The 14,907-nt window shown below is 62.3% G+C and carries 12 protein-coding genes and 1 pseudogene; 6 read left to right on the plus strand and 7 right to left on the minus strand.

Translation table 11 applies throughout. The annotated features are described in order from the left end of the window. Window positions 1–138: 138 nt before the first annotated feature. From ACZ9H4_RS29955 to ACZ9H4_RS29970, 4 genes and pseudogenes are all read right to left on the minus strand, one after another. Window positions 139–1,491: pseudogene (locus ACZ9H4_RS29955) on the minus strand (MFS transporter). A 204-nt stretch (window positions 1,492–1,695) separates the two neighbouring features. Then, window positions 1,696–2,628, minus strand: coding sequence for a 3,5-dioxohexanoate:acetyl-CoA acetone transferase (gene kce, locus ACZ9H4_RS29960; RefSeq protein WP_476122350.1), 933 nt, complete (start codon window positions 2,626–2,628; stop codon window positions 1,696–1,698). A gap of 40 nt (window positions 2,629–2,668) precedes the next feature. After that, window positions 2,669–3,466: an SDR family oxidoreductase gene (locus tag ACZ9H4_RS29965; RefSeq protein WP_408141009.1), complete on the minus strand. Its 798-nt coding sequence runs from the start codon at window positions 3,464–3,466 to the stop codon at window positions 2,669–2,671. A 120-nt stretch (window positions 3,467–3,586) separates the two neighbouring features. Further along, window positions 3,587–4,246 carry a GntR family transcriptional regulator gene (locus ACZ9H4_RS29970; protein WP_476122379.1) on the minus strand — a complete coding sequence of 220 codons (660 nt, stop codon included), beginning with the start codon at window positions 4,244–4,246 and terminating at the stop codon, window positions 3,587–3,589. A 327-nt stretch (window positions 4,247–4,573) separates the two neighbouring features. On the opposite strand from ACZ9H4_RS29970, the gene ACZ9H4_RS29975 reads away from it, so the two are divergent. The 3 genes from ACZ9H4_RS29975 (at window position 4,574) to cqsA (ending at window position 6,503) form a co-directional block, all read left to right on the plus strand. Then, window positions 4,574–4,837 (plus strand): hypothetical protein, encoded by a 264-nt coding sequence (locus ACZ9H4_RS29975; protein ID WP_408152156.1) that lies wholly within the window; start codon window positions 4,574–4,576, stop codon window positions 4,835–4,837. A 136-nt stretch (window positions 4,838–4,973) separates the two neighbouring features. Further along, on the plus strand, window positions 4,974–5,102 hold the full coding sequence (locus ACZ9H4_RS29980; RefSeq protein WP_476122380.1) for a hypothetical protein: 129 nt from the start codon (window positions 4,974–4,976) through the stop codon (window positions 5,100–5,102). 111 nt (window positions 5,103–5,213) lie between these two features. Further along, window positions 5,214–6,503 carry an alpha-hydroxyketone-type quorum-sensing autoinducer synthase gene (gene cqsA, locus ACZ9H4_RS29985; RefSeq protein WP_476122351.1) on the plus strand — a complete coding sequence of 430 codons (1,290 nt, stop codon included), beginning with the start codon at window positions 5,214–5,216 and terminating at the stop codon, window positions 6,501–6,503. Between the two features lie 43 nt (window positions 6,504–6,546). Here the strand turns inward: cqsA and ACZ9H4_RS29990 are convergent, their stop codons facing one another. Both ACZ9H4_RS29990 and ACZ9H4_RS29995 read right to left on the minus strand, forming a co-directional pair. After that, entirely contained in the window at window positions 6,547–7,548 is a 1,002-nt protein-coding gene (locus ACZ9H4_RS29990; protein WP_408141015.1) for a response regulator, read from the minus strand. A gap of 2 nt (window positions 7,549–7,550) precedes the next feature. Further along, on the minus strand, window positions 7,551–8,894 hold the full coding sequence (locus ACZ9H4_RS29995; protein ID WP_476122352.1) for a sensor histidine kinase: 1,344 nt from the start codon (window positions 8,892–8,894) through the stop codon (window positions 7,551–7,553). A 621-nt stretch (window positions 8,895–9,515) separates the two neighbouring features. On the opposite strand from ACZ9H4_RS29995, the gene ACZ9H4_RS30000 reads away from it, so the two are divergent. From ACZ9H4_RS30000 to ACZ9H4_RS30010, 3 genes are all read left to right on the plus strand, one after another. After that, window positions 9,516–10,496 (plus strand): hypothetical protein, encoded by a 981-nt coding sequence (locus ACZ9H4_RS30000; RefSeq protein WP_476122353.1) that lies wholly within the window; start codon window positions 9,516–9,518, stop codon window positions 10,494–10,496. Window positions 10,497–11,003: 507 nt separating this feature from the next. Continuing rightward, window positions 11,004–13,214 (plus strand): beta-glucosidase, encoded by a 2,211-nt coding sequence (locus tag ACZ9H4_RS30005; protein ID WP_408141020.1) that lies wholly within the window; start codon window positions 11,004–11,006, stop codon window positions 13,212–13,214. A 148-nt stretch (window positions 13,215–13,362) separates the two neighbouring features. Beyond that, window positions 13,363–14,238 carry a class I SAM-dependent methyltransferase gene (locus tag ACZ9H4_RS30010; protein ID WP_476122354.1) on the plus strand — a complete coding sequence of 292 codons (876 nt, stop codon included), beginning with the start codon at window positions 13,363–13,365 and terminating at the stop codon, window positions 14,236–14,238. A 46-nt stretch (window positions 14,239–14,284) separates the two neighbouring features. On the opposite strand, the gene ACZ9H4_RS30015 is transcribed toward ACZ9H4_RS30010, so the two are convergent. Continuing rightward, window positions 14,285–14,761, minus strand: a complete 477-nt coding sequence (locus ACZ9H4_RS30015; protein ID WP_408141023.1) for a YqhA family protein — start codon at window positions 14,759–14,761, stop codon at window positions 14,285–14,287. Window positions 14,762–14,907: the final 146 nt, after the last annotated feature.

Consider the following 14,907-nt stretch of genomic DNA (forward strand, 5'->3'; position numbering starts at 1 on the left):
GAGGAGACGGGCTTAGTATAAACCCGATAACTCAATCGTGTCTGCTGACGCGGGCAATCCGTTGTGTGCTCGCCACTGAGGCCGCCGCCAGCGATCTTCGTCGAAAGACGCTTCGATGCAACCGGATCATGATCGGCCTCACACCGCTTTTTCCGCATCCCGGCAATACACAGCACGCGCGCGACGGTCTTCGTCACCATGCCGCAAGCGAAGACTGCACACCGCGGCGATAATCAGCGCAACCGCCAGAACGATGAGACCGTTGGTCGCGCTGCCCGTCGACTGTTCGATCAGGCCCATGACCGTCGGCCCGACGAATCCCCCTAGCAGACCACACGAATTGACCAGCGCGAGACCGCCGGCCAAGGCGGCGCCGCTGAGCCGCGAGGACGGGAACGTGAAAATGATCGACTGCACCACGAAGAACATGAACGCGGCGAGGCACATTCCAAGCAGGCCGATCGCCGGCCGCGAGTGCGCGGCGATCAACAGCCCGAGCGCCATCACAACCAGCCCGCCGACCAGCAAGAGCCGGCTGCGTGCCGACGTGCTGGCGAAGCGCGGCAGCGCCGCCGCGCCGATGGCGGCGGCGATCCACGGTGTCGCCGACAACGTCCCCACCACCAGCGGCGAGAAATGTCCCGACGCGCCGATCACGCCCGGCAGAAAGAAGATGGTCGTGTAGATGGTGAGTTGGTGGCAGAAGTACACGAGGATGGCGAGCCAGACTTGCGGATCGCCCAGTGCATGGCGCAGGGAATGGCTGGCACGTCCGTCTCCTGCCTGCGCATCGCGTTCGGCGGCGAGGCGCGCCTCGATTTCCGCGGCTTGCGCCGGCGACAGCCACGATGCTTGCAGTGGCTTGTCGGGCAGCATCTTCCAGACCACGACCGCGAGCAGCACCGCCGGCAACCCTTCGATCACGAAAAGCCACTGCCAGCCGCGCAAACCGAGCATGCCGTCGAGTTCAAGAAGCGCACCGCCGAGCGGCCCGCCGACAATGTTCGCGACGCATACGCCGATCAGGAAATAGCCTGTTGCAAGCGCCCGTTCTTCGCGGGTGAACCAATACGTCAGGTAGAGCATGACACCGGGGAAGAGCCCTGCTTCAGCGGCGCCCAGCAACAGCCGCATCACGTAGAACGACGTCTCGCCGCGCACGAAGGCCATGCCGATCGATCACACCCCCCACGTCACCATGATGCGCGTGATCCATAGCCGCGCGCCCACCTTGTTCATCACCAGGTTGCTCGGTATTTCCAGCAATGCGTAGGTGAGAAAGAACAGTCCCGCGCCGAGTCCATAAGCGGCCGCGGACAGCCCGAGGTCGATGCTCATGGTGTGTCGGGCCAACGCGATATTCGTTCGATCGAGAAAGCTGATGACGTAGACAACGACGAGTAACGGCATCAGCTTGCGGATCAGGAGCCGTGTAAGTGCGGATTGCGCAAGCTGACCGGCTTGCGGCTTCGTTGATCGATGCGTTGACATGTGAATCCCCAGATCTGGGTAGGTGGAACGTCGGAGATCACGGTGCCCGGTTCGGCGCAGCAACTGCGCCCCGGCAACGGACAGCGACCCGCTTCGCGCGTGTATGCGTGGAGACGAAGGGCGTGGCACGCGCGGCCAGATGCCCTTCGACTGCCCCTGCCATCTCCTTCCGATTCCGTGCCGGAAGGCTTGCGTGGGCAGTGATTAGAAACGCACGTTGTCCTTGCCCTTGAGACCTAGCATCGCGCGCGCTTCGGCCGGCGTGGCGATGTCGAGAGACAGTCCTTCGATCACTTTTCTGATCTGCCGAACCTGCGCGGCGCTCGATTCCGCGAGTTTGCCTGGTCCAATCCAGAGCGAATCCTCGAGGCCGACACGGACGTTCGAACCCTGCGTCAGACCCATGGTTGCGAGCGGAATCTGGTTGCGCCCGGCTCCGAGGATCGACCAGACATAGTCGTTGCCGAACAGACGGTCGGCGGTGCGCCGCATGTGCATCAGGTCCTCCGGATGAGCACCGATGCCGCCGAGCAAGCCGAACACGCTTTGAATGAAGAACGGCGGCTTGGCGAGATTGCGCTCGACGAAGTGGGCGAGGTTGTACAGATGCGAGATGTCGTAGCACTCGAACTCGAAGCGTGTTCCATTGGCGCCGCATGACGTCAGGATGTACTCGATGTCCGCGAACGTATTCTTGAAGACGAGGTCGCGGCTCGCTTCGAGATGCTGCCGTTCCCAGTCGTGCTTCAGTTCCTTGAAGCGTTCGAGCATAGGATACAGGCCGAAATTCATCGAGCCCATGTTGAGCGAGGCGATCTCGGGCTGGAAGTGATGCGCGGGGCGCAGGCGCTCCGCCACCGTCATATGCGGGCTGCCGCCGCTGGTGAGGTTGATGACGGAGTCGGTCTGCGCCTTGATCTGCGGCAGGAATTCGGAAAACACCGCCGGGTCCTGCGTGGGCCGTCCATCGGCGGGATCACGGGCATGCAGATGGAGGATTGCCGCGCCTTCTGCTGCTGCCGCCAGCGCGGCGTCGGCTATCTGCTGCGGTGTGACCGGGAGGTAGGGCGACATCGACGGTGTATGGATCGCGCCCGTCGGCGCGCAGGTAATGATGACTTTACGGGTTGAGGCCATGAGAATCGGAGTCCACGCTGAGGAAGAAAAGAGCGAAGCGTCAGAGCACTTCGACGTTGCCGCACACGGAGATCGCCTGGCCGGAAATGCCACTGCCGCCCGGCGCGCACAGGAATAGCGCGGTCGCCGCGATTTCCTCCTGAGTGGTCATGCGGCGCAGCGAGATCTTTTCGAGGTACTTCGCTTCCATCTCCGCATAGCTCAGACCGAGTTGCTGCGCCCGCGCGGCAATCACCCCTTCCATGCGGGGGCCGCGCACGATGCCGGGCTGAATGGCGTTCACGCGAATGCCGGCGGGCCCGAGTTCGATCGCGAGGCTTTTGGTCATGCCGATCACGGCCCACTTCGTCGCGGAATAGGGCGCGCGATACGCATAGCCCAATCGCCCGGCTACTGACGACATGGCGATGATCGAGCCACCGTGAGGCGATTCGCGCAGCAGCGGTACTGCACGTCGCGCGAAATAGAACTGCGCGTTCAGGTTGATCGCGACCGTCTGTTCCCATTGCGCGGCGTCGATTTCATCGATGCCGCCGGTCGGTCCGGCGATGCCTGCATTGTTGATCAGCACGTCGAGACCGCCGAGCCGGGACTGGACGTCCTCGAACACACGGGCAACCGCGCTTTCATCGGCGACATCGGCGAGCGTGGCCGAGATGCTTTCGTTGTTCCTGTCGGCGCGCATCGCTTCGAGCACGCGTTCGCTCGCGTCGCAGACGTGCACTTTTGCGCCGACTTCGGTGAAGGCCCGCGCGATCGTGAGGCCGATCCCACCACCGCCGCCCGTGACCAGTACGCGCAAACCCGGCGGCGGTTGCAGCATTTTCACAATACTCATGTCTTCTCGCTCCGTTGACAGACTGACGTGCTGACGCGTGTCAGCACTCAGGAATGGATAGAAATAGTTGTACTAATCGAATCAATTGCGCATGAGTCCCTCTGGATTCATGCGTGTTGGTTAACGGTTCGCCTGCTTCCCGCCGACGTCTTCGCGCATCTGCAAGCGATCGATCAGACTCTGCGCCGCGTCGCCGATATCGCGCGCAATGCCCGCCCGAGCGGCTTCGCCATCGCGGCGGCAAAGCGCGTCGACGATCTGCCGATGCGCTTCCATCGAGCGCCGCATGTGCGGGATGTCCGGCGCGACGACGTTGAGGAACGGTCCAATGCGAATCCACAAGCTCTGGATGGTGGCGAGCGTGATTTCGCTCGCGCCGTGCCGGTAGATTCCGCTGTGGAAGGCAAAGTTGCTGCGCAGATAGTCCGCGACTTCGCCGGCTTCCGCGTGCCCGTTCATGACCTCGTAAATATCCTGAACGGCCTTGAGATGAGCGTCGGACATGCGGGTGGCGGCGCGCTGCGCCACGCAGCCCTCCAGCGCGATGCGCACGTCGCGCAACTCCTCGACGAGTTCGAGGGTGATCGGCGGAACCATGAGCGCCCGGCCCGGCCCGTCGACGAGCGCGCCTTCCGTCTGGAGCCGGGTGAGCGCGGCGCGCACCGGCATCGTGGAGGACCCCACGGCTTCGGCGACGGAACGCAGACTCAACGGCAGACCCGGCGCGAACCGGCCGCTCATGATCGCCTCGCGCAGTTGCTGATAGACCTTGCCTGCCATCGTTTCGTGCGCGACTACTTCGAGCGGGAGCACGGATGGGGAAGTGGGACGGGTTGCCAAGCTCGACTCCGTTGATTGCATTGCTGTGATGTGTGATCACAGTGAGACAAATTCTATCCGCTGGTCGCGGGGAAGGGGCCTGGGGGAAACGTTAGGTGCGTGAGTTTTGGTTCAGGTGGGTGTCTATCGCGTCATCGTCGGCTTCGATTCTGAACCGACCGGAACCTCTCGCCATTCGTATGCTTTTTATCAGCCTTCATTTCCTTGCGGCACGCAAGATGCTCACTGATGGGAAAACGGCAAGTGCCGTGAAACCGGGAGACAGCCATGGATACCTTGAAAGTTGCTTGCGCCGCGCTGGTGCTTTGCATGAGCGGCGCAGCCTACGCGCAACAAGCCGGGAAAGCGCCGGCAAACAGCGGCGCGCAAACGAAGGAAACCCAGCCTGGGCAGGCGGGACAGGCGATCGATGCACCGGCCGCGCAAGGCGCCCCCACCAACCCGCCCGGAACGCTGATGGATAAGCGTGCGAATGCGCTGTCGCCGAATAGTGCGTCGTCGCCGGCGCGAACGGGGACGGTGAAACAGTAGCGCCAGGCAACACGGCCTTTGCGCACCGCGATGCACGGTGGCGCAAAGGCCCGCATCAGCATCGCATCCCAGCATCGGCGTGACGATCAAAGCTCCCGCCGATCGCACTGTCGTCCAGGCATTGGCGGCGAATGGCATGGAGAGCATCACGTCTTCTGATCAGGGCCTCTGCCGCACATGCCTGACGAGAGTTCTTTCCGGTGAACCCGACCATCTGGATCCTGCCTTCCCGCCAAAGAGCAGGAAGCGAACGCTCAATTTCTAGCGTGATCAACCCATAACGCATAACTTGCCTGACTTTCCGCACACGTCATAAATGACGGGCTCACTATGGACCCGCTGTCCGCTACGGCAGCTAATCCTATGGAGCCAAAAAATGAAAAGTGTTCTTGATCGCACGACACAGCGGCATAACCGACCGGTGTTGCCGGCCTTCGTCACTTCGCGCGTCGAGCGGTATTACCGCGAGCGGGTGCAGGAAACCTGGGGCGGCGGACATATCATGCGCGGCCGTATCGCCGGGCCCGACGCATTGCATCTGTCGAGCAACGACTATCTCGCGATTGCCCGGCATCCGGACATCATCGACAGCATGGCCGCTACGCTGCGTGAGAACGGCAATGGCCTGCTGATGTCGGGTATTTTCCTGCACGGCGATTGCCCCCAGCTTCGATTCGAAAGCCGGCTCGCAACGTTCATGCGCGCGGAGGCGGGCGTGTTGTGTCAATCGGGCTATGCGGCCAATACCGGGCTGCTTCAGTCGATCGCGTCGGCGCAAACGCCGGTCTACATCGACATGATGGCGCACATGTCATTGTGGGAAGGCATTCGCAGCGCGGGTGCGGTGCCGGTCGCGTTCCGGCATAACGACGTTGCGCATCTGGAGCAGCAGATCGGGCGTTATGGACAGGGCGTCGTGCTGGTCGACTCGGTGTACAGCACGACCGGCGGCGTCTGCCGGCTCGTCGAGATCGCGGACGTCTGCGAGCGGTACGCGTGTGTGTTCGTCGTCGACGAATCGCATTCGCTCGGCACGCACGGTCCGCGCGGCGCGGGACTCGTGGCCGAACTCGGGCTGGAGTCTCGGGTGGCGTTTCGCACCGCGAGTCTGGCGAAGGCGTTCGCGGGCAGAGCCGGCTTCATCACCTGTCCGGTCGATTTCCAGGAGTACTTCAAGTTCGAATCGAATCCCGCCATCTTCAGTTCCACGCTGTTGCCGCATGAAATCAGCGGGCTCGACGCGACGTTGTCGGTGATCGAAGCCGCGGACCGGCGGCGCGCACGCCTCGCTGCGAGCGCCGCATGGCTGAGGCAGCGTTTGACCGAACTCGGCTACAACCTGAACGGCAGCCAAAGTCAGATCATCGCCCTCGAAGCGGGCACGGAACAGCGCACGGTCGTGTTGCGTGACGCGTTGGAGTCGCGTGGCATTTTCGGCTCGGTGTTCTGTGCGCCTGCGACGGCGCGCAATCGCGCGCTGATCCGCCTGTCGATTCACGCGGGGCTGAGCGATATGCAGGTCGAGAAGATCGCGAGTGTGTGCCGCGACATCCGCAGCGAGGTCGAACTCGACAAGTGGGCGTCCTCGCGGCGCCTTGGGGATGAGCTGTCGTCGCGCCGGCGCAAGCGCGAGACCATGGACGAAAACACCGCTGTGACAGCCTGATAGGCGCGCGGCATGGAGCCCGGTTTGCCGGGCTCCATGTCTTTTACTTTTCGCGGTCGAGCCGGTCGAGGTAATGGTCGTAGCTGAGCACCTGGCTCAGGTCCAGCCCCGGCGGGTTAGGAATGACCGAGTACACGTAATTCTGCCGGCCGCTGAGCTGCGTCGCCGGGTGCATGTAGCGTGCCCATGCCGTGCAGTCCGTGGGGTAATGTCCCTCGGTTTGCCAGAAGTAAGGCAGGCTGCGCCGACTGTCGAGTTCCTTGAGAAACTCCGCAGGCGCGTCCTGTTCGACGGCAATTTCACGCAGGCCCCGCAGCGTCTCGTCCGTATGGACGATCAGCAGATACGACTTGCCCGCGCTGTCGAGCATCAGCAGCCCGCCCGGGCAGTACGAGAGATAGTGTTCGACGACGCCGAGCGCGTTGGAGATCTCGGCCACTCGCGCGGCCAGCGCTTCGTCCCGCAGGAACGCATATTCCGACACGGCCAGCGTATCGAGGATCGACTGGCACACGTCGTCGAAATAGGCGTTCTGCAGGTCGCGCACCGCGCGATTGAGCGCCGGCACCGCCGCCGCATCCTGCTTGCTGATGAAGCGGTGAATGATGCCTTCGTTGAAGCTCTGCACTGCGATGTGTTCGTCGGCTTTGCCGGTCAGCATGATCTTGCGCACGGCGGGATCGGTCATGCGGCGGCAAAACTCCAGACCGTTCATGCCGGGCATGTCGTAGTCGACGACCACGACCGACGTCGCCAGAAATCGCTGCGCGTTGTGCACCTGCTTGCGGACCGTATTGACACTCAGCGCGATCACCTGGTGAGCGACGTCTTCGTCGGTGCGGTCACGAAACGGCGCGAAAATCGGTTCGTCCGACGGCCCCGGGCGCGGGCGGCTGTTCACGAAATCGAGCGCTTCCCCGGGAGAGCTGAAGAGACGGAAAGCCAGTTGCGGGTCGAGCTGAAGGCACAGATTCGACAGGAAGGTCGGGCTGTCGTCGACGAACGTGACGGTCGTCGGAAAATAGAATGGTTTGATCGTGTGCATCGTTATGGCCGGGGAAAGGTCAAGGCGAATTCGGTAAACATCCCTTCGACAGACTTGCAGTCAATGGCGCCGCCCACCCCGCGCATCACGTCGCGGCAGAAAGCGAGACCGATGCCGGTACCGATCGAGGCGTCGTCGATCCCTGCCGACGATGTATAGAAGCGGGTAAAGATGTGCGGCAGCACATCGGGTGCGATGCCGGCGCCGGTGTCACGGAACAGCAACTGGTTGTTCCGCGGCCCGGACACGAGCCGGATCGAGATCAGTGCACTGTCCACACTGGCCATGCCGCGCAATGCGTTTTTCAGCAGATTGAACAGCACGTGGACCATCAGCATGTCCGAGCCGTGGAACGTGAAGTCCGTGGCAAGGTCGGTGAGCACGCGGTCCCGTTCGCCTTCCCGAAACGGATAGCGCTCCAGCGCGCTTCTGACCGACTGCGCGATCGAGCAACCGGTTGCGCCATGCGCGTAGCCGCCCGTGAAGCGCGCGTTCGCGAGCAGCATGTCGATGATCGCATTCGAATGGATGGCCTCCTGCTCGATGCGCGAGAGCACGCCGTCCATCGACTGAAGATGCACGAGGCGGATTTTCGGAACCGGCAGTTCGCTCCGTTGCGCGATCGAATAGGTCTCGAGCAGCGACGGAAGATAACGGCCAAGCCCCGACGCGCCAGCGCGAATCGCGAGCAGCGGCGTGCGCAGCTCGTGGGCGATGCTGCTCGCGGTGGCGAGCATCGCGCGCTCCTGTTCGATCCTGATCCTGTCCATGTCGTAGTTCGCCACCACGCCGATCGCGACCGCGAACGAGAAAATCGCCAGATGCGCGGGGTAGGTCGTATGAAGGACGACGGGGTCAGTCGTCAGCCAGTAGGCGAGATACGCGACCCCGATGCCGACCACGAAATTGAGCAGCAGCATCAACCAGTCCAGCAGCAGCACCATGACAAATGCGGCAATCAACGCGCTTTCTATCCATACATTGGAGCCGTTGTTTTTCAACAGCATGAACGTAAAGAAGAACGGCAGCGAATAGAAGATCGTCGCGTACCAGTAGTACGGCAAGAATTTCTTGACCGGCGCCGGCCAGCGCTCCGAAAACAGTATGGGAATAAACAGCGCCGAGCCCACGAGCCGCAGCGGCAGGTTTTCGTAGGGCTGCGGAAAGAGCGTATGCCAGACGTAGAAATAGAGCGGGAAGCCGATGATCGCAATCAGCGCAAAGGGACGCATCCTGCGGCGCATGTATTGCAGATTGCGCGCGGCAGGGATGAATGCCTGAGTCAGAAACGGGCGCACTGCCGCCAGCTTGCGCATGCCCCAAGGCGCTATTCCGGTAGTACTCATCTGTGTGGAGCCAGGAATCTATCAGCAATTTCCAGAGCGGCTCTTCTCCCAACGATCGCTCCCCGTTCACATGCGCCGGCTGAAACAACCGGACATGTATTTGTACTGCGCAAATCAGGCATTACGCCACGGCTATGACTGTCGTGTGAATGTGGATTCTGAACGACGCCGCCGCCAATGTCACGGCAAATGAGTGAATTCAGAATTTGACGACGATGAGTCATACATGCGCGAAGCGCTGTAAAGGATGGTAAAAAAATCCGCCGATTATGCAAATTGGATTAAATGGCGCATCTGATCACGCCGCAAGCTCCTCATGACGGATATTTGCCAGCTACTCAATACCCTGCAATCACCAATTCTAAATGAGCGACTCACATCCGACGTATTGGAATAAATTCAGCTGTGCCTGGTGCCGGCAAGGTACCACGAGGGTGTCGACTTCGCATTGAGTGAAGTTCAGGCCATGAACGGCTTCGCAGGCTGCGTCGAGCGCAGCGCGCGGTGATTTTTCTGGCCGTGGTTTTGCGCAAATTCATGCAATCATGTCAAACAGATACGACCAGAATCGCCGGTCGTCAGGCGGCGCGTTTTTCGATACCACTGGACAGCAAGGCGACGATGAAGACTACCTGTGCTCTTCTGATTGCGGCTGTGACGTTTTGCGTGAGCGCCAGCCGGGCAGTGGCCCAGGAGTTTACGCTGTACGCCGGCCCGTTGACCGGCGAACACGATCACACGTATGCGTGGGCGATCGACTACACGGAGGGGTTCGGCCGTTACTTCGCCGGCAGCATCACCTGGCTCAACGAAGGACACGTTCCCGGTCATCACCGCGACGGCCCCGTTGCCCAGGTATGGGGCAGACTTCCGCTGATGGAGCAGCGCATCGTCCTGGCGCTGGGCGTCGGTCCGTATCGTTACTTCGATACCGAGGCCGCCGAGCAGGGCGCGGGCTATTCGAATACGCACGGCTGGGGCGTCGTCTACAGCGCGCGCGCCACCTGGTATTCGTCGCACCGCTGGACAGCGAATCTGCAACTCAATCACGTACAGGTGACCCACGGCTCGTCGACCACCGCGATTATGCTCGGCGTCGGTTATCAACTCGACTCACCCGACACCCCGGGCCCACGCGACTTCGCGCTGCCGCGTTCGCACAAAGTCACGAACAACGAAATCACGTTGATGGCCGGCGCGACGATTCTGAACAGCCTCGATTCGCAGACCGCGGCGGCGCAGGCGATCGAATACCGGCGCGGCCTGACGAACTACCTCGACGCGACGCTTGGCTATCTGCACGAAGGCAGCGGGCTGTCCGCGCGACGCGATGGCGCGACGGCCCAACTCTGGCTCACGCGCGCGTTTCTCAACGACCATTTTTCGCTCGGCATCGGCGTGGGTGCTTACGCAGCAATTCACCACGGCGATTCGAACGGCAACAGAGACACGGGCGATGGGATCCTGTCGGGACTCGTGTCGATGTCGGCTTCGTATCGCATCGCGCGGCACTGGTCGGCACGCGTCACCTGGAATCGCGTGATGACGCGCTACAGCCGCGATACGGACGTGATTCTGGCCGGCGTCGGCTACCGGTTCTAGTGGTGAAATGGCGAGCAATGACGATGACGAAAAGCTTCGCTTCAACTTGCCAATGGCGCATCGCCATATATTACAAATAGCTTATTCAGGTGCATATTGCATCCGCACAAATTCGATAAAAAATGGAGCGGAAATTCGTCAAAAAGACTCTGCAATCCGCGTTCAATCGTTGAGCGCGCAACGGCATTTCAGCAGGCCATCTGCTGAATGCAGTGCAATTCATGCATTAAACAATCCGAATGGCCTATCGCGTTTAATTAGCAGAAGCTATTCAGCATAAAAGCGCACTTTATTGGTATAAATACCGATGCTGTAGTCAGACTACATTCTTACATTACCTCACACGGAGCATCGCTAACAGCCAATCCGGCTGGCCCGATTCTTCTGCTGGCAGGTACACGTCCTCGCAGCCACCCTGCGTTGCCGGCGCTCGCGTCCGCATTGAACCCATTCGACGCGCTCTACTTTCGCATCGCCCCATCCAAGCTGGATCTCGGAGAGACAGACATGCAAAAAAGACTATGGCCGGTCGTCGCGTTAGCGGCGACCGTGTGCGTCGCTGCGCGCGCCGGCGTGCCCGATTTTCCACTCGATTTCAGCCCCACCTCGGCGGTTCTGAACGCGTTCGAATCGGCGGTTGCGCATCGCCGCGCCGATTCCCTCGTCGGCAAAATGACGCTCGACGAAAAGCTGCAGTTTATTCACTCGCAGTACGCCATGTCCGCTGTGCCGGGAGGCGGCGCGGGCTACATTCAGGGCGTGCCGCGCCTCGGCATTCCTGATCTGAACATGGTCGACTCCGCCACGGGCTCCGGCAGCACGACGCAGGCCAGCACCACCTTTCCCGCGACGATCGCGCTCGCGGCAAGCTGGGATCGCCGTCTGTCTTCCGAGTTCGGCAAACAGATCGCGATCGAACTGCGCGCGCAAGGCTTCGGCATGGGGCTCGGCGGCGGCACCAACCTCGCGCGCGAACCGCGCGGCGGCCGGCTGTTCGAATATCTCGGCGAAGACCCGGTGCTCGCCGGCGAGATGCTCGCCGAACGCACTGACGGCACGCAAAGCCAGAAGGTCATCGCGACGATCAAGCACTACGCGGGCAACGAGCAGGAGCACGGCCGCGGCGGCGGCAATAGTCAGATCGACGAGCGCACGCTGCGCGAACTCTATCTGTTGCCGTTCGAAATCGCCGCGAGGCGCGCCCAGCCGGGCAGCGTGATGTGCAGCTACAACCGTCTGAACGGCGACTATGCGTGCGAGAACTCGCATCTGCTCAACGACGTGCTCAAGAACGACTGGCACTTCGAAGGCCAGGTGCAGTCGGACTGGGGCGCGGCGCACAGCACGGCGAATGCGATCAACGCGGGCCTCGACGAGGAAGAGGACGTCGGCTCGACCGTCTACCTGACGCCGACGGCGGTGAAGCAGGCGATCGCGAACGGCTCGGTGTCGACCGCGCGTCTCGATGACATGGTGAAGCGCAAGCTGTACGTGATGATTCGCACCGGCGTGATGGACGATCCGGCGAAGAGCCACTCTATCGACTTCGCTCGCGCAAACGTTTTCGTCCAGGCGGCCGCCGAACAGTCGATGGTGCTGCTGAAGAACGACAACAACCAGTTGCCGCTCTCCGCGGGCTCGCTCAGCCGCATTGCGGTGATCGGCGGTCATGCCGACGCAGCGGTGCTGACCGGTGGCGGCTCGGGCAACACGCGTGATCCGGTCACGGGCTCGTTCGCCGGTTGCGGCGGCCTGACGTTCGGCACGTCGAGCGGGTGTAGCTGGTGGACCAACCCGTGGCTCAAGCTGGATACACCGATCGTCGCAGCGATCCGCTCGCTTGCGCCGACGGCGCAAGTGAGCTTCGCCGGCAACAGCGATCAGCAGACGCCGTTCCGCACCTACACGCAACAGGAGATCGATCAGGCGGCGGCGCTTGCGAGCCGCTCGGATGTGGCGATCGTGGTCGTCGCGCAGCCGGCGGGTGAAGACTTCGGCGATCTGCAAAGCCTGAGCCTCGCGAATCCGTCGAACCAGGATGCGCTCGTCGATGCGGTTGCGCGCGCCAATCCCCGCACGATCGTCGTGGTGGAAAGCGGCAACCCGGTGCTGATGCCGTGGAAGGATCGCGTGGCCGCGATCGTCGAAGCCTGGTTTCCGGGCGAAGGCGGCGGCAAGGCGATCGCGAACGTGCTGTTCGGCAAGGTCAATCCTTCGGGCAAGCTGCCGGTCACGTTCCCGCTGCGCGATCAGGACACGCCGACGTGGGGGCAAAACGGCGCGTTCGAGACGGACCCGGTCTACTCGGAACAGCTGAACATGGGCTACCGTTGGTATGACGCGAAGAACATCGCGCCGATGTTCGAGTTCGGGTACGGGCTGTCGTACACGCATTTCGCCTACTCGGGATTGTCCGTTGCGCATCGGCCCGACGGCGCGCTCGACGTGTCGTTCACCGTGCGTAACGATGGCCGCGTGGCGGGCGCCGAAGTGCCGCAGGTGTATCTCGGCGTGCCGTACAGCGGCGAGCCGCCACGGCGTCTCGTCGGCTGGGAGAAGATCGGCATGAACCCGGGCGAAACGCGCCGTGTGCGCATCACGGTCACGCCGCGCATGCAGAGCGTGTGGGACACCTCGCGCAATGGCTGGCGGTATGTGCCGGGCGGCACGGTGTATGTGGGCGCTTCGTCGCGTGATATCCGCTTGCAGGGCAGCTAGGCGTTGTAGTGACGTCGCGTGCCCGGGTGTGGAATGGTTCGCACCCGGGTGCGTGCCTGTCGAATGTCAGTGATATTCTTGCTCCTCACTGCTTTGCCCCACGCGGGCACGGTGCAAAGATCAGGACGCGGAACCAGGATTGAATGTCATGACCGACAAGCAGGACACAGCACCAGACAGCACGGCGGCACGCGTCGCCTTGTGGCGCGCGCTGCACGTCGAGGCCGATGCGTCGCCGCACGTGCTCGAAGACAGAATCGGCCTCCAGTTGCTGGCCCCGAACGAGGACTGGCGCAAGCGCGGCGACATGGACCCGCAGTTCACGCGAGCCTTCCGCGCCTCGATCGTGGCGCGTGCGCGCTTTATCGAGGACCTCGTCGTCGAGCAGGCCGCGCTCGGGCTCACTCAGTATGTGATACTCGGCGCCGGCCTCGACAGCTTCGCGCAACGCAGGCCGGAAATCGCGTCGGGCCTTCGGGTGTTCGAGGTCGATCAACGCGGTCCGCAGGCATGGAAGCGTCAGCGTTTGATCGAACTGGGTTTCGGCGTGCCGGACTGGCTGCGTTTCGTGCCGGTCGATTTCGAAGCGGGCGAAGCCTGGCGCGAGCGGCTCGTGACGGCCGGCTTCGATGAAAGCAAGCCGGCCATCGTGGTCTCCACGGGCGTCAGTATGTATCTCAGCAAAGAGGCGAACGCGGCCGCGCTGCGCGAGGTCGCAGCGCTCGCGCCGGGATCGACGTTCGCGATGACGTTCCTGCTGCCGTTGGAGATGGCGGACCCCGAGGTACGTCCCGGGCTCGAGATGGCGGAGAAGGGCGCGCGCGCAAGCGGCACGCCGTTCGTGAGCTTCTTCACGCCGGCGCAGATGCTGACGCTGGCCCACGAAACAGGCTTTGGAGAAGCGCAGCACGTGTCGGCGGCCGATCTCACCCGGCGCTACTTCGCGCATAGAACAGACGGTCTGCGCCCGCCGAACAACGCGGAGGAACTGCTGGTGGCGAAAACCTTGCCGGCCGTCCGCTGAAGCGGGGTCAATCCGCTGCGCCGCCTCGGCGGCGCCGGCCTGGCGCTCATTTCCGCCGAACGTTGTTCTTCATCAGAAAGAAGGTGAGCGCGGCAATCACCATCGCCAGTGCAACACCAAAAGCGGCGATGTCGCGCGTACCGTCCCAGGCGACGGCCTCGCGCAGAAACAGCACGGCGAGCACCGCAATGACGACGCTGACCAGATTCCCTTTCAGGTCTTCGAGATTGGTGACTTCCAGCCACTTCGGCAACGGCAGCTTGTCGTCGATGAATAGCGAATAGAGCCCGATGCTGATGATGTAGACCGCGATCGCGATCAGAAACACATCGACTGCCTCGACTATCCCCACCGCGAAAATCTTGACCGACTTGGCCGTCAGCGAGCCGACCCGCAGCGCGGTGACGCCGCTCCAGAACAGGACCATCGTCTCATACAGGAGTAACGCCACGGAACCCAGAAACGTCCCGATGACGGGAACGATCATGATGTAGCGGCTCGAAGCCAGGACACGTCGCAGCATCGAAGGAACCTCTCTTGGATAAGCGTGATGGAACAGGTTGAGGGCAGGTCATTCTGCTTCCGAGCGCCACGTCGATGAGTTCGGCCTCCTTGAGCGGTATTGGATCCTTCGAAATGCAAAACGTTTTCCAGGGCTGCTTGGGGTGC

The organism is Paraburkholderia sp. TE9906, from assembly GCF_056279605.1.